Source organism: Rhizobium sp. 10N427 (assembly GCF_056394605.1).
The window spans coordinates 16,197-33,082 of sequence record NZ_JBFTID010000004.1 but is presented as its reverse complement, the minus strand read 5'-3'; the positions used below and the strand labels follow the sequence as shown (position 1 = coordinate 33,082).

Here is a 16,886-nt window from a genome sequence, read left to right as displayed (position 1 = left end):
GAAGCGATAAACAGGACCCGATGCGGGCGAGGGGCACGTGGAAGAGGAAACGCCATGGACATCGGGGCTGATGGCCCGCATCAGGCAGGAGCGGCCAGTGCTTCTGGCCGTACTTGTCATCGGAATGGTGGCGCTGGCGGCAGACATGAACAAATGGGGCGTCGTGGCCCTTGTTGCCCTCATGCTGCTTGTCGTCATCATGAATGCCGAGCCTGCCGTGCAGGCAAAGCTCGCCGAGCTGCCCGTTCCTGAACCGGAAGCGCCGAAAAGCCGTCTGCCGGAGGTTTCGGCAACGCTTGCCGGACTGGATATTCCCGTCATGGTGCTCTCGGGCGATGCCTCGGTTCTCTTCCAGAACCGGGCGGCTGAGAAGGCCTTCGGCGAAATGATCATCGGCGCTCATATTTCTGCCCGTCTCCGGTCGCCCGGTATTCTCGACATGGTGCGCGAAACCATCGTCACCAACGCGCCGAACCAGATCGAGCACTCTGAGAGGCTTCCCTCCGAGCGGGTCTATATCGTCCGCAGCGCGCCGATCGATCTTGGCGGTGGCGAAAATGCCGAGCATTTCTTCATCCTGTCCTTCCGCGATATTTCCGAGGTGAGGCGCATCGACCGCATGCGCTCGGACTTCGTGGCCAATGCGAGCCATGAGCTTCGCACGCCGCTCGCCTCCCTGCGCGGCTTCATCGAGACCATTCAGGGCCCCGCGAAGAACGACGCGAAGGCGCAGGAGCGCTTCCTCGGCATCATGTTCGACCAGACGACGCGCATGAGCCGGCTGGTCGATGATCTGCTGTCTCTGTCGCGCCTCGAGCTGAAGTCGCATATCGCGCCGGATGAAAAGGTCGATCTCGTTCCGTTGCTCGGTCATGTCAGGGATTCGCTCGCCCCTCTGGCGAAGGATGTCGGCGTCGAGATCAACCTTCATCTGCCGGAAGGCCAGGCGGAGGTGCTCGGAGATCGCGACGAACTGGTACAAGTTTTCGAAAATCTGATCGAAAACGCCTGCAAATATGGCCAGGAAGGCAAGGCTGTCGATGTGACGGTCAAGAACGGGTCCGGACAGCCGGTTGAAGTTACCGTCGCCGACAAGGGGCCGGGCATTCCGGCAGAGCATGTTCCGCGCCTGACCGAGCGCTTTTACCGCGTCAGCATCGAGGACAGCCGGTCGAAAAAGGGCACCGGCCTGGGGCTTGCGATCGTCAAGCACATCCTCACGCGCCATCGTGCACGGCTGATCGTCAAGTCCGAGGTTGGTAAGGGAACGGCCTTTACGGTGCGGTTTTGACATAAAGCCGCAACACATCCATAACATCCAAAATTTTTATTATTTCATTTCAATAATTTAACCTGTCACAAATGTTTCACCAAAGTGACATAAAAGCTCTGTGCATCAGGGGCTAAAGAGTGGCTGCCGATGAAAAAAGGCAATGCGAGGGCCCTGGGGGGCCTGCCCACACAAAGCCCAATGCCGGGAGATTTTTTGATGAACACGCTTAAACTTACCGTTGCCGCTCTTGCCGCAACCGTTGCTTTTGCAGGCGCTGCAGCCGCTCGCGACCAGATCCAGGTTGCCGGCTCGTCCACCGTTCTGCCTTACGCTAAGATCGTCGCTGAATCCTTCGGCGAAACCTTCACCAACTTCAAGACGCCGGTCGTTGAATCCGGCGGCACGGGCGCTGGCCTCAAGGAATTCTGCAAGGGCGTTGGCGAAGACACCATCGACGTTGCAAACGCTTCGCGTCCGATCAACAAGAACGAACTGGAAGCCTGCAAGACCGCTGGCGTCACCGACATCCAGGAAGTGAAGATCGGTTATGACGGTATCGTCTTCGCAACCGACTCGTCCAACCCTGACGTCGCCTACGTTCCTGAGGACCTCTACAAGGCTCTCGCTGCGCAGGTCGTCGTTGACGGCAAGCTCGTTGCCAACCCTTACAAGAAGTGGTCGGAAGTCAATCCGAAGCTCCCGGCTGTTGATATCGCTGCCTACATCCCGGGCGAAAAGCACGGCACCCGCGAAGTCTTCGAACTGAACGTTTTGGCCGCCGGCTGCAAGGCTTCGGGCGCACTCGACGTCATCGCCAAGGAAATCACCGATAAGGCCGCTCAGCAGAAGGCTTGCGTCGCGGTCCGTAAGGACGGCGCTGCAGTCGATATCGACGGCGACTATCCGGAAACGCTGGCACGCATCGCTGCCAACAAGACCGGCGTTGGTGTATTCGGCCTCTCCTTCTACGAAAACAACGCTGACAAGCTCAAGGTTGCTTCGATGAGCGGTATCGTTCCGTCGACCGAGACCATCGCTGACGGCACCTACCCGGTTTCCCGCCCGCTGTTCTTCTACGTCAAGAAGGCACATCTCGGCGCCGTTCCCGGCCTGAAGGAATACGTCAACTTCTTCGTATCCGACCAGATGATCGGCCCTGACAGCCCGCTCGTCGAATACGGCCTCGTGGCTGCTCCGGACGCCGAGCGCGAAGAGATCCGCAAGGCCGTAGAAGCCGAAAAGACGATGTAATCAATAAGCTGGCGCGGTGCCTTGGGGGGTGCCGCGCCGGTTTTCGACTGAGGTACCCTTGCCCGGTCAGGCGCAAGGTTTCGAGTTTCTCCATGATTGGGAAGTCGGCGGCGATATCGCAGCCTGTGCTTTTGGGGCCGAGCGCCTGGGGACGTAAAGAATGAGCACATCCATTATACTCTTGTGTCTCGTGGTGCTTGGCGCGCTGGCCTATGTGGCCGCCCGCAGCCGGGCCACGGCACTTGCCGGGGGCAAGTCTTCCGTGCTGCATTCGCGGCCGGGTTATTACGGCGCTTATGCCGCCATTTGGGCCATCCTTCCGGCCCTGATCGTTCTCTGTGTCTGGCTCGCCGCCAGCCCAGGCATCATCGAATCCACCGTCCGCAAATCCTTTCCCGACGATGTGAAGGCGAAGACCACTGCCGAGCAGGATCTGAGCTACAGCATGGTCGCGACCGTCGGCCGCGGCCTGAACCTGCTCACATCCGAAGAAGTCACGGCAGTCGGTTCCGACACCAAGGCAGTTCAGGCAAAGCTCAACGAGAAGGGCGTCCCGCTCGCCGGTGAGCCGCAGCCCTACATGCTCGATGCCGCCAAGCTGCTGAATGCCGAAAGCGCTTCCAGCCGTCTGATCATGAGCGCGATCGTCCTCGTACTTGCTGTCGGCGGCGCGCTTTACGCCCTGCGCGGCGTCAAGCCACGCTTCAGGGCCCGCAACCGCGTCGAGCGCGTCATGCTCTGGGGTCTGTTGCTGTCTTCGTCGATCGCCATTCTGACGACCATCGGCATCGTTCTGTCGATGCTGTCGGAAGCCATTCGCTTCTTCGCCAGCGTTCCCGCCGCAGACTTCTTCTTCGGCACCGTCTGGGATCCGCGCTTCGCGGGTGCCGGCAGCTCGTCCTTCGGTCAGTTCGGCCTGATCCCGCTGTTGCTCGGCACGCTCTATATCGGCGCCGTCGCCATGCTGGTCGCCGTACCGGTCGGCCTCTTCGCTGCCATCTACATGGCCGAATACGCTTCGCCGAAAATTCGTTCGCTTGCCAAGCCGCTGCTCGAAGTTCTGGCCGGTATCCCGACCATCGTCTACGGCTTCTTCGCGCTCGTCACCGTCGGCCCGTTCCTGCGCGATCTGTCGTCGCAGGTCAGCGGTCTCCTGACCGGCGACTACACGAACTTCATCCAGGCGCAGAGCGTTCTGACCGCCGGTATCGTCATGGGCATCATGCTGATCCCCTACGTGTCCTCGCTGTCCGACGATATCATCACCGCCGTGCCGCGTGCGCTGCGTGACGGTTCGCTTGGCCTCGGCGCAACGCGCTCCGAAACCATCAAGAAGGTCGTGCTTCCCGCCGCTCTTCCGGGTATCGTCGGTGCGCTGCTGATGACCGCATCGCGCGCCATCGGCGAAACGATGATCGTCGTGCTTGCGGCCGGTGTTGCCGCCCGTATCCAGATCAATCCCTTCGAGCCGATGACGACGGTGACGGTCAAGATCGTCAATCAGCTGACGGGTGACCTCGAGTTCACCTCGCCGCAGACGCTAGTCGCCTTCGCGCTCGGCATTACGCTCTTCTTCATCACGCTTTGCCTCAATATCTACGCGCTCTACATCGTGCGCAAATACCGGGAGCAGTACGAATGACGAATATTGTTTCTCCCGTTGCAGGCATCACTGTCTCCAAGGCTCCGGCACGCCGCGACATCGGCATCAAGCGCCGCTATGCCGCAGAACGCCGCTTCCAGGCCTATGGCATCGCTGCCATATCTTTTGGCCTGATCTTCCTGGCGATCCTGCTCTCGACGGTCATCCGCCAGGGCTATACCGCCTTCCAGCAGACGGCGATCACGCTTCCGGTGGAATTCACCGAAAAGACGATCGACCCGAGCAACAAGCGTGCGACCGATCCGTCGGTCCTCGTCTCCGCCAACTACGGCGCTCTGCTGCGTGACGCCATCGTCAAGCAGCTGAATGTCAACGCCTCGAGCCGTCCTGACGTCCGCGATGCTTCGGCCATGCTCTCCAAGGGCGCTCCTATCCAGCTGCGCGATATGGTCGTCTCCGACCCGTCGATCATCGGCAAGACGGTCAATGTCACGGTGCTTGCCGACGCCAATATCGATAGCGCCAGCAAGGGCCAGATCGATCTCTCTGTCGATGAGAAGAACCGCAAGGTGAACGACAAGCAGGTCGGCTGGATGAACGAGCTGAAGGCAAGCGGTGCTCTCTTCAAGCAGTTCAACACAGGCCTCTTCGTCAATGGCAATTCCAGCCGTCCGGAAGCAGCAGGTCTGGGCGTTGCGCTCATCGGCTCGCTCTACCTGATGCTGATCGTTCTGGTTCTTGCTCTGCCGATCGGTGTCGCCGCCTCGATCTATCTCGAGGAGTTTGCGCCGAAGAACAAGCTGACCGATCTGATCGAGGTCAACATCAACAACCTCGCTGCCGTTCCGTCGATCGTTTACGGTCTGCTCGGCCTCTCCGTCTTCATCAACTTCATGGGTCTGCCGCGTTCCGCGTCGCTGGTCGGTGGCCTGGTGCTGACGCTGATGACCCTGCCGACCATCATTATCGCCACGCGTGCTGCGTTGCGTGCCGTACCGCCGTCGATCCGCTCGGCCGCTCTCGGTCTCGGCGCATCGAAGATGCAGATGGTGTTCCACCACGTTCTGCCGCTTGCCATGCCGGGCATCCTGACCGGTACCATCATCGGCCTTGCGCATGCGCTCGGCGAAACCGCGCCGCTTCTGCTGATCGGCATGGTCGCCTTCGTTGCCAATGCGCCGACCACGCCGCTCGATCCGTCCACGGCACTTCCGGTCCAGGTCTATATGTGGGCCAACGAAGCCGAACGCGCCTTCGTGGAGCGTACCTCGGGTGCCATCATCGTCCTGCTCCTGTTCCTGATTGTCATGAACATCGGAGCCATCCTCTTGCGCCGTCGCTTTGAGCGCCGCTGGTAAACGGAGTAGAAACCCATGAACATGTTGACAGAAGCAGCAGTTGAGAAGGCTCTGGACCAGAAGATGAACAGCATCCCTTACAAGATGATCGGCCAGGACGTTTCCGTCTATTACGGCGAAAAGCGCGCTCTCTTCGACGTCAAGCTGAACATCCGCGAAAACACCGTGACTGCGCTCATCGGCCCGTCCGGCTGCGGCAAGTCCACTTTCCTGCGCAGCCTGAACCGCATGAACGATACGATCGACAATTGCCGCGTCACCGGCAAGATCACGCTCGATGGCGATGATATCTACGATCCGGATATCGACGTCGTCGAACTTCGCGCCCGCGTCGGCATGGTGTTCCAGAAGCCGAACCCGTTCCCGAAGACGATCTATGAAAACGTCGCCTACGGCCCGCGCATTCACGGTCTCGCCAAGTCGAAGGCCGACATGGACCAGATCGTCGAGACCAGCCTGCAGCGCGCCGGCCTCTGGAACGAGGTCAAGGACCGCGTGCATGAATCCGGCACCGGCCTGTCCGGCGGCCAGCAGCAGCGCCTCTGCATCGCCCGCGCCGTCGCCGTCAGCCCTGAAGTCATCCTCATGGACGAACCCTGCTCGGCGCTCGACCCGATCGCCACCGCAAAGGTCGAGGAGCTGATCCACGAGCTGCGCGAAAGCTACACGATCGTCATCGTGACGCACTCCATGCAGCAGGCGGCCCGCGTCTCGCAGCGCACCGCCATGTTCCACCTCGGCAACCTCGTCGAGGAGAACGACACCGACAAGATGTTCACCAATCCGGACGATCCGCGCACCCAGGACTACATCATGGGCCGCTTCGGCTGATCTTTGGCGTCACGACTTCCGATAGAGACACTCAAGGACATTTCCCATGGCATCGACACATATCTTTTCTGCATATGACGAAGATCTGAAGTTCCTGACCCGCCGCATCTCCGAAATGGGCGGTCTGGCGGAACAGATGGTCTCCGACGCTGTGCGCGCGCTGGTCAACGGCGATGGCGCACTGGCGCAGAAGGTCATCTCCGACGACGTGATCCTCGATCACGCCGAGCGCGAGATCAACGACAAGGCGATCGTCACCATCGCCCGCCGCCAGCCAATGGCGTCGGACCTGCGCGAGATCATGGGTTCGATCCGCATCGCTGCCGACCTCGAGCGCGTCGGCGATCTCGGCAAGAACACCGCCAAGCGCGTCATCGCCGTGCAGAGCACCGGCGTTCCGCGCAAGCTTGGCCGCGGCCTGGAGCATCTCTCCGAACTGGCGCTCGTCCAGCTCAAGGAAGTGCTCGACGTCTACACGACGCGCGCTGCCGATAAGGCGAAGTCGATCCGCGAGCGCGACGAGGAAATCGACGCGATGTACACCTCGCTGTTCCGCGAGCTTCTGACCTACATGATGGAAGATCCGCGCAACATCACCAGCTGCACACACCTTCTGTTCTGTGCCAAGAACATCGAGCGCATCGGCGACCACGCCACCAACATCGCAGAAACCATCTACTACATGGCGACCGGCGCCCAGCCGGAGGGCGAGCGTCCGAAGGACGACACCGCCAACACCGTCGGCGCGGTCACGGAATAATATCCGGACCGGGCCTCAGGAGACAGAACAGAATGATCCCGAGAGTTGCAGTCGTTGAAGACGAAGAAGCACTGAGCGTGCTTCTTCGTTACAATCTCGAAGCCGAAGGTTTCGAGGTCGACACCATCCTGCGCGGCGATGAGGCGGAAATCCGCCTTCAGGAGCGGACGCCGGACCTTCTTATCCTTGATTGGATGCTGCCTGGCGTATCAGGCATCGAGCTTTGCCGCCGGCTGCGCATGCGCCCGGAGACCGAGCGCCTGCCGATCATCATGCTGACGGCGCGCGGCGAGGAAAGCGAACGCGTTCGTGGCCTCTCGACCGGTGCCGACGACTATGTCGTCAAGCCGTTCTCGACGCCCGAGCTCGTCGCACGCGTCAAGGCGATGCTGCGCCGCGCCAAGCCCGAGGTTTTGTCGACCGTGCTGAAATGCGGCGATATCGAACTCGACCGCGAGACGCACCGCGTTCATCGCAAGACCCGCGAAGTCCGTCTCGGACCGACCGAATTTCGCCTGCTGGAATTCCTGATGGCCTCTCCCGGCCGCGTCTTCTCGCGCTCGCAGCTTCTGGACGGCGTCTGGGGTCACGACATCTATGTCGACGAGCGCACCGTCGATGTCCATGTCGGCCGTCTGCGCAAGGCGCTGAACTTCTCCAACATGCAGGATGTCATCCGCACCGTTCGCGGCGCTGGATATTCGATGGAAGCTTGAAGCTTTCGGAATTGAGACCACAAAAAAACGGGCCGCGAGGCCCGTTTTTCGTTTGTGCTTACCCGGCTCAGTTTGCCCGGGCTGCTGCCCTGCGGCGCTCGTTGACCGGCTGGTAGGCCAGGCGCTGGTGGTAGGTGCAGTAAGGCGAAGAATCCGGGCTTTCGCAGCCGCAGAAGTGGAAATCGTCCTTCAAGGGATCGCCGACCGGCCACTTGCAGGTGCGCTCGGTGAGCTCCGTCAGGCCGAGACGGCGGGAAATCGGGACGATCACGTTCTTGGCGGGACGGTATTCCATCTCCTCCATGACGTCGATCTCGATCTCTTCCTTCAGCATCGTCGCGCCCTGCTGGCGGGTGACCGTACGGGTCGTCGCCAGACGCGATGCGTAGGTTGGGGCGCGGGGTGCTGCCGCCGTACGCTTGGGAGCGCGCGCAGCCGTGGCGTTGCCGCCGGCCTTCGCACGGCCCGGCAGCGCCAGACGGTGAACCTTGCCGATAACGGCGTTACGGCTGACGCCGCCAAGCTGGGCAGCGATCTGGCTCGCGCTCAGCCCTTCGGACCACAGTTTCTTGAGTTTCTCGACCCGCTCGTCTGTCCAGTTCATGCCCTGTGTCTCCGCCGTTTAAGCGTTGCGAAGGCAGAATCCCTCACTGTTTGCCCCGGACGAATCCGGCACAAGAAACGCTTGACTAATTTTGGTGACTAGTTCCGCCGCATGCAGTCTAGTAATTGAGTTTTAACCTAGTGTGAGGCTGACTCCGTGACAAGAGTCGCAGGAATCCGGATGAATCGAATTCGGGGTTTTCCCCAACTTGCTTCCCCTGAGAGTCATTTCTGCAACATTAGCTGTTGATAAAACGCGACATTGCTTGAGCGTCTCTCAGAAGCCACGAAAGCCGCAGTTTTGTTGACATTGCAGTGCGAAAAGTAAATAGTGCCAGTCGCCGCCGAAAGGCGGCATTTTTAATTTTTCGGACCTGGTTTTTAGCCGGAGTCCGGTTGCCCGTAACGCTGACAGGAGACCGCGCCATGGCTGAAGCCGCGCCGCTATATGATACCTATTCTCGTGCCCCATTGCGGTTCGAGCGAGGTGAGGGCGTGTGGCTGATTACCGAAAGCGGCGAACGATATCTGGATTTCGGTGCCGGCGTTGCCGTGACCTCGGTCGGCCACAGCAATCCGCATGTCGTGGATACCCTGAAGGCGCAGGCCGACAAGGTCTGGCACCTGTCCAACATCTATGAAATCCCCGGGCAGGAAAAGCTCGCCAGGCGGCTGACGGAGGCGACTTTCGCCGACAAGGTGTTCTTCACCAATTCCGGCGCGGAAGCCCTGGAATGCGCGATCAAGACCGCACGCCGCTATCAGTATTCGAAGGGCCATCCCGAGCGTTTCCATATCATCACCTTCGAAGGCGCCTTCCACGGCCGTACGCTGGCGACGATCGCTGCCGGCGGGCAAGAGAAGTATCTCGAAGGTTTCGGCCCCAAGGCCCCTGGCTTCGACCAGGTGCCCTTTGGCGATATCGACGCTGTGCGCGCCGCAATCACCGATGCGACCGCAGGTATTCTGATCGAGCCGGTTCAGGGCGAGGGTGGCATTCGCCCGGTGACCACAGAGTTCATGAAGGCGCTGCGCGCGCTCTGCGACGAGAAGGGCCTGCTGCTCATTCTCGACGAGGTCCAGACGGGCGTCGGCCGTACCGGCAAGTTCTTTGCCTATGAGTGGTCCGGCGTGACCCCTGACATCATGGCTGTCGCCAAGGGCATCGGTGGCGGCTTCCCGCTCGGCGCCTGCCTGGCAACGGCGGAAGCTGCGTCCGGCATGAAGGCCGGCACCCACGGCTCGACCTATGGCGGCAATCCGCTGGCCATGGCCGTCGGCGGCGCCGTGCTCGACATCGTCCTTGCCGAAGGCTTCTTGCAACATGTCCGTGATGTGGCTCTGGTCTTCCGCCAGGGCCTCGCATCGCTCAAGGACCGCTATCCCGATGTGATCGAGGATATCCGCGGCGAGGGCTTGCTGCTCGGTATCAAGGCCGCCGTTCCCTCGACTGAACTCCTGGCTGCCATCCGCGGCGCCCACCTGCTTGGCGTGCCCGCCGGTGACAATGTCGTGCGCCTGCTGCCGCCTTTGGTCGTCACTGCCGAGGAGGCCCGCGAGGGTCTTGCCCGCATTGAGCAGGCTGCCGAAAGCATTCGCGCATCGAAGGCCAAGAAGACGGCTTGAACGGATAGATGCCTTCCGGGGCAAACAGGTAAGGACGACATGGCTTCCCCCAAACACTTCCTCGATCTTTCGGCGATGAGCTCTGCCGATCTGCGCGTCATCATGGACGACGCGATGCTGCGCAAGCAGGCGTTCAAAGCAGGCAAGGGCGACAAGCCGCTGGCCGGCAAGATGCTGGCGATGATCTTCGAAAAGCCTTCCACACGGACGCGCGTCTCCTTCGATGTCGGCATGCGCCAGCTGGGTGGCGAGACGCTGTTCCTCTCGGGCACCGAGATGCAGCTCGGCCGCGCCGAGACGATCGGCGACACGGCCAAGGTTCTGTCGCGCTATGTCGACGCGATCATGATCCGCACCACCGAGCATCACCGCATGCTGGAGCTTGCCGAACACGCAACGGTACCGGTGATCAATGCGCTGACGGATGATACGCATCCCTGCCAGATCATGGCCGACATCATGACCTTCGAAGAGCATCGCGGCCCGGTCAAGGGCAAGACGATCGCCTGGACCGGCGACGGCAACAACGTGCTGCATTCGCTGGTCGAAGGAGCTGCCCGTTTCGGCTACCGCATGAACATGGCTGTCCCCCTTGGTTCCGAGCCGAAGGATCACTATCTGAACTGGGCCCGCAATGAGGGCGCCGAAATCATGCTCAGCCATGATGCCGACCGTGCGGTCGAAGGCGCCGATTGCGTGGTAACCGATACCTGGGTCTCCATGAATCAGGAACATCGGGCTCGCGGTCACAACGTCTTCCAGCCCTATCAGGTCAATCAGGCTTTGATGGCGAAAGCAGGCAAGGATGCATTGTTCATGCATTGCCTGCCGGCTCATCGTGGTGAGGAAGTGACGGACGATGTGATCGATGGCCCGCAATCCGTGGTCTTCGATGAAGCGGAAAACCGTCTTCATGCGCAGAAATCGATTCTTGCATGGTGCCTGGGCGCGATCTGAACCATATTGGACGCCACATCCGGCCTGATGGCTTGGTGGCCGCGCGAGCGGGAAGACAGCTTGGTCTGCCGCTCTGACGACTAGGAGTAAGACCATGGCAGACACAGCCGCCGCTCTCAACGAGCTTCATTTCGCCGGCGATGATCACGTCGTCCCATTTCAGGTTGAAGGCCTGGATGTGCGTGGCCGCGCCGTCCAGCTCGGCCCGATGCTCGACGCCATCCTTGAGCGCCACCACTATCCCGCACCCGTCGCCCGGCTTCTGGCCGAAGTCGTGGTCCTGACGGTTCTGCTCGGCACGTCGCTGAAATTCGAAGGCAAGTTCACGGTACAGACCAAGGGCGATGGCCCTGTCGACCTGCTTGTTGCCGATTTTGCGACACCGGAGAACGTGCGCGCCTATGCGCGTTTCGATCATGCGCTGCTCGATCAGGCGATCGCCGACGGCCAGACCGAACCCGAGCAGCTGCTCGGCAAGGGCGTGCTGGCGTTCACCATCGATCAGGGCAAGTTCAGCCAGCCCTATCAGGGCATCGTCGAACTCGACGGTACCTCGCTCGAGGATATTGCCGGCGTCTATTTCCGCCAATCCGAACAGATCCCGACGCGCGTCCGTCTGGCGGCTGCCGAACTTCTCGACCGCGACAGCAGCGGCAAGCCGCGGCATCGCTGGCGGGCAGGGGGGCTTGTCGCCCAGTTCCTGCCGGAAGCGCCCGAGCGCATGCGCCAGCCGGATCTGCATGGCGGAGACGGCGATGAAATTTCGAAAGGTCTGAAGGAAGATGACGCCTGGGCAGAAGCCCGCGCCATGGTCGAGACCATCGACGCCGACGAGCTGACGGATCCGCTGGTCGGAACCGAGCGGCTTCTCTATCGCCTGTTCCATGAGCGCGGTGTTCGCGTTTTCGAGGCCAAACAGGTCTACGACCGCTGCAGCTGTTCACGTGAAAAAATCGGCGGCGTTCTAAAGGGCTTTTCGGCGGAGGAGATCGAGGCCAGCCAGGAGAACGGCGAGATCGCCGTCACCTGTGAATTCTGCTCGACCACCTATCGTTTCGAGCCGGCAGAGCTGCAGCCGGCCGAATGACGGTCAGTTCAGCACTCTGAGAAGGCCGGGTGAATCCAGGGAGAAGGCGGGTATCTCGACATCGAAGAGCTCGCCTTCGTCCGTTTCCATCTGGTAATGGCCGAACATCAGCCCCGATGGCGTATCGAGCGGGCAACCGGACGAATATTCATAGGTATCGCCGGGCTCCAGCCGTGGCTGCTCGCCGACGACTCCGGGTCCCGTCACCTCGTCGACCACGCCGTTCTGGTCCGTTATGTTCCAGTAACGGTTGACGAGTTTGACTGACAGGCCGGAATTGTTGCTGATGACGATGCGGTATCCCCAGACATAGCGATCGTCGTCCGGATCGGATTGCTCCTCCAGATAAAACGGCTCGACAACAACTTCTATATCGCGTGTGAGGGCCCGGTACATGCCTTACACCTTAGTCGGGATATCTTACTCGTATCTTATACGGCATTGGCTCCGTCAAGAAATGCCACCGTATCATCAGCCAAATACAGGCGATTGCACGCCGTTTTGATTGTTAATCCTAACATTCAAAGTTAATGACTCTAATAAAGCAGAGCTGACTGAAGCTTTAGGTGAGGCGGGCCGCCGGACCGGCAAGTCCGGCGGCCTGTTGCTTAAGCCGGGATCTTCGACAGAGCCTGGGCGAAATCTTCAAGCAGATCGTCGGTATCTTCGATGCCCGCCGAAAGACGCACGGTGCCGGCCGAAATGCCGAGTTCGGCACGGGCCTCATCCGAGAGATTCTTGTGCGTCGTCGTTGCCGGATGGGTGATCAGGCTGCGCGTATCGCCGAGATTGTTCGAGATCGTCACCACGTCGAGCGCGTTCTGCAGCTTGAAGGCCGCGTCCTTGCCGCCCTTCAGCTCGAAGCACACCAGCGTCGAGCCGCCGGTCATCTGCTTGGCGATGATATCGGCCTGCGGATGGTCCTTGCGGCCGGGATAAATGAGGCGTGCAACCTGCTTCTGCTCAGCCAGGAAATCGGCAATCTTTGCGGCATTCCTGGTCTGCTGGGCCACACGCAGCGGCAGCGTCTCGATGCCCTTCAGGAGCGTCCATGCGTTGAACGGCGACATGGCCGGGCCGGTATGGCGGAAGTAGTCGTGCAGGTGCTCGTCGATCCACGCCTTGTCGGACAGCACGACGCCGCCGAGGCAGCGGCCCTGGCCATCGATATGCTTGGTCGCCGAATAGATGACGATATGAGCGCCGAGTTCGAGCGGCTTCTGGAAGAGCGGCGTCGCAAAAACGTTGTCGACCACGACCTTGGCGCCGACCTGGTTCGCAAGCTTCGCAACGCCGGCGATATCGACGATTTCGAGCGTCGGGTTGGTCGGGCTTTCCAGGAAGAAAACCTTGGTCTTCGGCGTGATCGCCTTTTCCCAGTTTTCCAGATGGCGGCCATCAACGAGCGTGCAGTCGATGCCGTATTTCGGCGCCAGCGTCTCGACCACCCAGCGGCAAGAGCCGAAGAGGGCGCGGGCGGCAACGATATGATCGCCAGCCTTCAGCTGGCAGAGGATTGCAGCTGTGACGGCGGCCATGCCGGAGGCCGTGGCGCGCGCATCTTCCGCGCCTTCGAGCGCGCACATGCGCTTCTCGAACATGTCGTTGGTGGGGCTGCCGTAGCGGGCGTAGATGAAGCCTTCGGTCTCGCCCTTGAAGCGGGCCTCGGCCGCCTCCGACGTGTCGTAGACGAAGCCTTGCGTCAAGTAGATTGCTTCCGACATCTCGCCATATTGCGAGCGCAGAGTGCCTCCGTGAACGAGTTGGGTTGCAGGGCGCCAGGACTTGCTCATGCCATCACCTCAAAAACAAAAAAACCGGCCGCAAAAGCAGACCGGTTTCATACCCGGTCTTTTTAGCCACTTATTTAACGTGGCTGCAAGCCGACCGGCCAAATCACCACGGGATAAAGCTGCAATACTGCCGTTAGCTGCTTGCGTCAATTCCCCGTATTTGGTTTTGTCGGCCACGAACTATGGATGGAGCATGATGGCTCGCGAAACTGGAATTTTGGCCGACCGTGCCATTGCCGCGTTGTTTGAGACCGGCCGACTGATCTCCGAACGGGAACTCGACCGTGACCAGATCCAGCCGGCAAGCCTCGACCTGCGGCTCGGCGCCAAGGCGTTCCGGGTGCGCGCCAGCTTCATGCCTGGCCCTTCGCATCTGGTCGCGGACAAGCTCGATCGCCTGAGCCTGCATGTCATCGACCTCTCCGAAGGGGCTGTTCTCGAAACCGGCTGCGTCTATATCGTTCCCTTGATGGAGCGTGTGGATCTGCCGGCCGGCATGTCGGCCTCCGCCAATCCGAAGAGCTCCACCGGCCGCCTCGATATCTTCACCCGCGTCATCACTGACTACGCGCAGGAATTCGACAAGATCCCGGCCGGCTATTCCGGCCCGCTCTATCTCGAAATCTCGCCGCGCACCTTTCCGATCGTCGTGCGCCGCGGCTCGCGCCTGTCGCAGATCCGTTTCCGCGTCGGCCATTCCATTCTCGGCGAACCGGACCTTCAGGCGCTGCATGACAGCGAGACGCTGGTTGCCAGCGCCAAGCCGAACGTGTCAGGCGGCGGTATCGCGCTATCGATCGATCTCGCAGGCGACAAGGAAGGCCTGATCGGCTATCGCGGCAAGCACCACACCGCCGTCGTCGATGTCGACAAGAAGGCCCAGCACGACATTTTCGATTTCTGGGAGCCGCTCTATAGCCGCGGCCGCAACGAGCTGATCCTCGACCCGGACGAGTTCTACATCCTCGTCTCCCGCGAAGCCGTGCACGTGCCCCCGCATTACGCCGCCGAGATGACGCCCTTCGACCCCTTGGTTGGCGAATTCCGCGTCCACTACGCCGGCTTCTTCGATCCGGGTTTCGGCCACGCTCCCGCCGGCGGTCGCGGCAGCCGCGCCGTTCTCGAAGTGCGCAGCCACGAGGTCCCCTTCATCCTCGAAGACGGCCAGATCGTTGGCCGCCTCATCTACGAGCACATGCTGGAAAAACCCGAAAGCCTCTACGGCTCCGGCCTCGGCTCCAACTACCAGGCCCAGGGCCTGAAGCTCTCGAAACACTTCCGCATCTGACAGCCTTGACACCGCCTCCCATCTGTTGGAAGGCTTCGGCCACGCGGGTGTAGCTCAATGGTAGAGCAGCAGCTTCCCAAGCTGAATACGAGGGTTCGATTCCCTTCACCCGCTCCATTCACCTGAGAGCAATTTATCCAGCAACGTCCATCCTCATTCAATAAGCTTATAAAAATCAGTGAGATAATTGAGTTCTGCGCCTCGCGCGCGTGTAGCGACGTGCAACGGGGTGCAGTGACATCCACTAAATTTTTCGGTACAAAAACACGGTATAGAGCTGTTAGCTTCGAGGTCGATACCGTAAATGGCGCTGACTGACGTTCAGATTCGAAATGCCAAAAAGTCCGACAAGCCCTACAAGCTGCCTGACGGGAAGGGCCTTTATCTTTATGTTTCGGCGGCCGGCGGCAAGTCGTGGAGACTGGACTATGCTTATTTTGGAAAGCGCCGAACGCTGACACTCGGCACCTATCCGGCTGTCGGATTGGCTGACGCTCGTGTTCGGCGAGATGAAGCAAAGAGAAAACTGTCGGAGGGCTTAGATCCTTCGTTGGCAAAGAAGCGAGAGCAGCTGGCTGTCAAGGCGGCGGCAGGTAATACATTTGGCTTGATTGCAGACGAATTCATCGAGAAGCTGCGACGGGATAAGCGGGCTGAACCAACCATCGACAAAAACACATGGATGCTGAAGGAGCTCGCAAAAAAGCTGTCGCCTTACCCGATAACTCAGATTTCGGCGAAGGATGTGCTAGATGTCCTGAGCGTCATTGAAAAAAGCGGCCGGGTCGAAAGTGCGCTTGCTACGCGATCAGCGATAGGGCGCGTCTTCCGGTTCGCAATAGCGACCGCGAGAGCTGAAAATGATCCCACCTCGGCGCTGCGGGGCGCTTTGCAACGACACGTACCAGTCAGCCACCCAGCGCTAACGACTCGTAAGGAACTCGGTGGACTTATGAGGGCGATCCACGGCTATCAAGGTTGGCCCTCTCTTGTAGCTGCCCTCAAAATTCAGGCCCTCTGTTTCGCACGCCCGGGCGAGACTCGGTCGATGGATTGGTCAGAGCTCGATCTAGATAACTCGCTTTGGACCATACCGGCAGCAAAAGCAAAAATGCGCAGAGAGCATCATGTGCCGCTTTCACGGCAAGCGATCGAGATAATCAAGCACATGAAGGCCGTATTCGGTGACGGTCAGCATGTGTTTCCATCGATGATTTCGGGAAAAAAGCTCTTGTCAGAAAACTCGATGAATTCGGCGTTGCGTCGTATGGGGGTAGGAGACAGTGAGCATACGGCGCACGGCTTCCGTTCATCAGCTAGCAGCGTGCTAAACGAGTCTGGGATGTTCAACGTCGATGCTATCGAGGCGCAGCTCGCACATGTCGATGGCTCGCGAGTGCGCAGGATATACAACCGCGCCACCTATTGGGATGAGCGTGTGCGGATGATGCAATGGTGGGCAGATATGCTTGACGACGAACGAACGCGAAAACAGTCTTGATAGATCGAAAGGCCCCTCGTTGCATCTGCGCAACCGGATCCGATCAGCAGCAGCAAGAAATTGACGGCGGCCTCAAGATTGAACCCATGAACCGCGGAAATTGTGATCTGAATCTCTTCAGCCGGGACGACGGTAAATAAGGTTGCGCGAGCTGATGGCTCAGCGTCGCTTACAGGAGATCAGATCGGCGTAATCGACGGACGAACTCTGGTTGCTCGTTGCCCTCGCGGCTGAAATAT

The 16,886-nt window shown here is 60.2% G+C and carries 15 protein-coding genes, 1 tRNA gene and 1 riboswitch; of the genes, 13 read left to right on the top strand and 3 right to left on the bottom strand.

Annotation, left to right across the window (positions count from 1 at the left end; all coding sequences use genetic code 11):
• Nucleotides 1-70: 70 nt before the first annotated feature.
• From phoR to phoB, 7 genes are all read left to right on the top strand, one after another.
• Complete coding sequence (phoR, locus tag AC1DIJ_RS09895) at nt 71-1,291, top strand: phosphate regulon sensor histidine kinase PhoR (RefSeq protein WP_112385347.1); 1,221 nt, start codon at nt 71-73, stop codon at nt 1,289-1,291.
• 198 nt (nt 1,292-1,489) lie between these two features.
• Nucleotides 1,490-2,524: a substrate-binding domain-containing protein gene (locus AC1DIJ_RS09890; RefSeq protein ID WP_112385348.1), complete on the top strand. Its 1,035-nt coding sequence runs from the start codon at nt 1,490-1,492 to the stop codon at nt 2,522-2,524.
• Nucleotides 2,525-2,684: 160 nt separating this feature from the next.
• A complete protein-coding gene (gene pstC, locus AC1DIJ_RS09885; protein ID WP_112385349.1) occupies nt 2,685-4,166 on the top strand; it encodes a phosphate ABC transporter permease subunit PstC in 1,482 nt (493 codons plus the stop codon).
• Nucleotides 4,163-5,485, top strand: a complete 1,323-nt coding sequence (gene pstA / locus AC1DIJ_RS09880; RefSeq protein ID WP_112385350.1) for a phosphate ABC transporter permease PstA — start codon at nt 4,163-4,165, stop codon at nt 5,483-5,485. The genes pstC and pstA overlap by 4 nt, the downstream gene beginning before the upstream one ends.
• Nucleotides 5,486-5,500: 15 nt before the next feature.
• The gene (gene pstB, locus AC1DIJ_RS09875) at nt 5,501-6,316 is read left to right on the top strand and encodes a phosphate ABC transporter ATP-binding protein PstB (RefSeq protein WP_112385351.1); all 816 of its coding nucleotides are present in this window, start codon (nt 5,501-5,503) and stop codon (nt 6,314-6,316) included.
• 46 nt (nt 6,317-6,362) lie between these two features.
• A complete protein-coding gene (gene phoU / locus AC1DIJ_RS09870) occupies nt 6,363-7,076 on the top strand; it encodes a phosphate signaling complex protein PhoU (RefSeq protein WP_112385352.1) in 714 nt (237 codons plus the stop codon).
• A 32-nt stretch (nt 7,077-7,108) separates the two neighbouring features.
• Nucleotides 7,109-7,792 (top strand): phosphate regulon transcriptional regulator PhoB, encoded by a 684-nt coding sequence (gene phoB / locus AC1DIJ_RS09865; protein WP_112385353.1) that lies wholly within the window; start codon nt 7,109-7,111, stop codon nt 7,790-7,792.
• A gap of 67 nt (nt 7,793-7,859) precedes the next feature.
• On the opposite strand, the gene AC1DIJ_RS09860 is transcribed toward phoB, so the two are convergent.
• Nucleotides 7,860-8,396, bottom strand: coding sequence for a GcrA family cell cycle regulator (locus AC1DIJ_RS09860; protein WP_112385354.1), 537 nt, complete (start codon nt 8,394-8,396; stop codon nt 7,860-7,862).
• A 425-nt stretch (nt 8,397-8,821) separates the two neighbouring features.
• Here AC1DIJ_RS09860 and AC1DIJ_RS09855 point away from each other — a divergent pair, with 425 nt between their 5' ends.
• The 3 genes from AC1DIJ_RS09855 (at nt 8,822) to AC1DIJ_RS09845 (ending at nt 12,065) form a co-directional block, all read left to right on the top strand.
• A complete protein-coding gene (locus tag AC1DIJ_RS09855) occupies nt 8,822-10,021 on the top strand; it encodes an aspartate aminotransferase family protein (RefSeq protein WP_112385355.1) in 1,200 nt (399 codons plus the stop codon).
• A gap of 39 nt (nt 10,022-10,060) precedes the next feature.
• Nucleotides 10,061-10,978 (top strand): ornithine carbamoyltransferase, encoded by a 918-nt coding sequence (argF, locus tag AC1DIJ_RS09850; RefSeq protein ID WP_112385356.1) that lies wholly within the window; start codon nt 10,061-10,063, stop codon nt 10,976-10,978.
• Between the two features lie 94 nt (nt 10,979-11,072).
• Nucleotides 11,073-12,065: an Hsp33 family molecular chaperone gene (locus AC1DIJ_RS09845; protein WP_112385357.1), complete on the top strand. Its 993-nt coding sequence runs from the start codon at nt 11,073-11,075 to the stop codon at nt 12,063-12,065.
• Nucleotides 12,066-12,068: 3 nt separating this feature from the next.
• Here the strand turns inward: AC1DIJ_RS09845 and apaG are convergent, their stop codons facing one another.
• Nucleotides 12,069-12,461 (bottom strand): Co2+/Mg2+ efflux protein ApaG, encoded by a 393-nt coding sequence (gene apaG, locus AC1DIJ_RS09840; RefSeq protein ID WP_112385358.1) that lies wholly within the window; start codon nt 12,459-12,461, stop codon nt 12,069-12,071.
• A gap of 212 nt (nt 12,462-12,673) precedes the next feature.
• Entirely contained in the window at nt 12,674-13,858 is a 1,185-nt protein-coding gene (locus AC1DIJ_RS09835) for an O-succinylhomoserine sulfhydrylase (RefSeq protein ID WP_477831390.1), read from the bottom strand.
• 41 nt (nt 13,859-13,899) lie between these two features.
• A riboswitch (SAM riboswitch) is annotated at nt 13,900-13,978 on the bottom strand.
• 73 nt (nt 13,979-14,051) lie between these two features.
• Between AC1DIJ_RS09835 and AC1DIJ_RS09830 the strand changes: the two genes are divergently transcribed.
• From AC1DIJ_RS09830 to AC1DIJ_RS09820, 3 genes are all read left to right on the top strand, one after another.
• Complete coding sequence (locus AC1DIJ_RS09830; RefSeq protein WP_162705919.1) at nt 14,052-15,146, top strand: 2'-deoxycytidine 5'-triphosphate deaminase; 1,095 nt, start codon at nt 14,052-14,054, stop codon at nt 15,144-15,146.
• A gap of 43 nt (nt 15,147-15,189) precedes the next feature.
• Nucleotides 15,190-15,263, top strand: a tRNA-Gly gene (locus tag AC1DIJ_RS09825).
• 187 nt (nt 15,264-15,450) lie between these two features.
• Complete coding sequence (locus tag AC1DIJ_RS09820) at nt 15,451-16,647, top strand: integrase arm-type DNA-binding domain-containing protein (RefSeq protein WP_112385361.1); 1,197 nt, start codon at nt 15,451-15,453, stop codon at nt 16,645-16,647.
• The last annotated feature ends 239 nt before the right edge of the window (nt 16,648-16,886 follow it).

Coding starts and splice junctions, on each gene's coding strand:
- phoR (WP_112385347.1), top strand. CDS start 71: ATGGCCCGCATCAGGCAGGAGCGGCCAGTGCTTCTGGCCGTACTTGTC.
- AC1DIJ_RS09890 (WP_112385348.1), top strand. CDS start 1,490: ATGAACACGCTTAAACTTACCGTTGCCGCTCTTGCCGCAACCGTTGCT.
- pstC (WP_112385349.1), top strand. CDS start 2,685: ATGAGCACATCCATTATACTCTTGTGTCTCGTGGTGCTTGGCGCGCTG.
- pstA (WP_112385350.1), top strand. CDS start 4,163: ATGACGAATATTGTTTCTCCCGTTGCAGGCATCACTGTCTCCAAGGCT.
- pstB (WP_112385351.1), top strand. CDS start 5,501: ATGAACATGTTGACAGAAGCAGCAGTTGAGAAGGCTCTGGACCAGAAG.
- phoU (WP_112385352.1), top strand. CDS start 6,363: ATGGCATCGACACATATCTTTTCTGCATATGACGAAGATCTGAAGTTC.
- phoB (WP_112385353.1), top strand. CDS start 7,109: ATGATCCCGAGAGTTGCAGTCGTTGAAGACGAAGAAGCACTGAGCGTG.
- AC1DIJ_RS09860 (WP_112385354.1), bottom strand. CDS start 8,396: ATGAACTGGACAGACGAGCGGGTCGAGAAACTCAAGAAACTGTGGTCC.
- AC1DIJ_RS09855 (WP_112385355.1), top strand. CDS start 8,822: ATGGCTGAAGCCGCGCCGCTATATGATACCTATTCTCGTGCCCCATTG.
- argF (WP_112385356.1), top strand. CDS start 10,061: ATGGCTTCCCCCAAACACTTCCTCGATCTTTCGGCGATGAGCTCTGCC.
- AC1DIJ_RS09845 (WP_112385357.1), top strand. CDS start 11,073: ATGGCAGACACAGCCGCCGCTCTCAACGAGCTTCATTTCGCCGGCGAT.
- apaG (WP_112385358.1), bottom strand. CDS start 12,461: ATGTACCGGGCCCTCACACGCGATATAGAAGTTGTTGTCGAGCCGTTT.
- AC1DIJ_RS09835 (WP_477831390.1), bottom strand. CDS start 13,858: ATGAGCAAGTCCTGGCGCCCTGCAACCCAACTCGTTCACGGAGGCACT.
- AC1DIJ_RS09830 (WP_162705919.1), top strand. CDS start 14,052: ATGATGGCTCGCGAAACTGGAATTTTGGCCGACCGTGCCATTGCCGCG.
- AC1DIJ_RS09820 (WP_112385361.1), top strand. CDS start 15,451: ATGGCGCTGACTGACGTTCAGATTCGAAATGCCAAAAAGTCCGACAAG.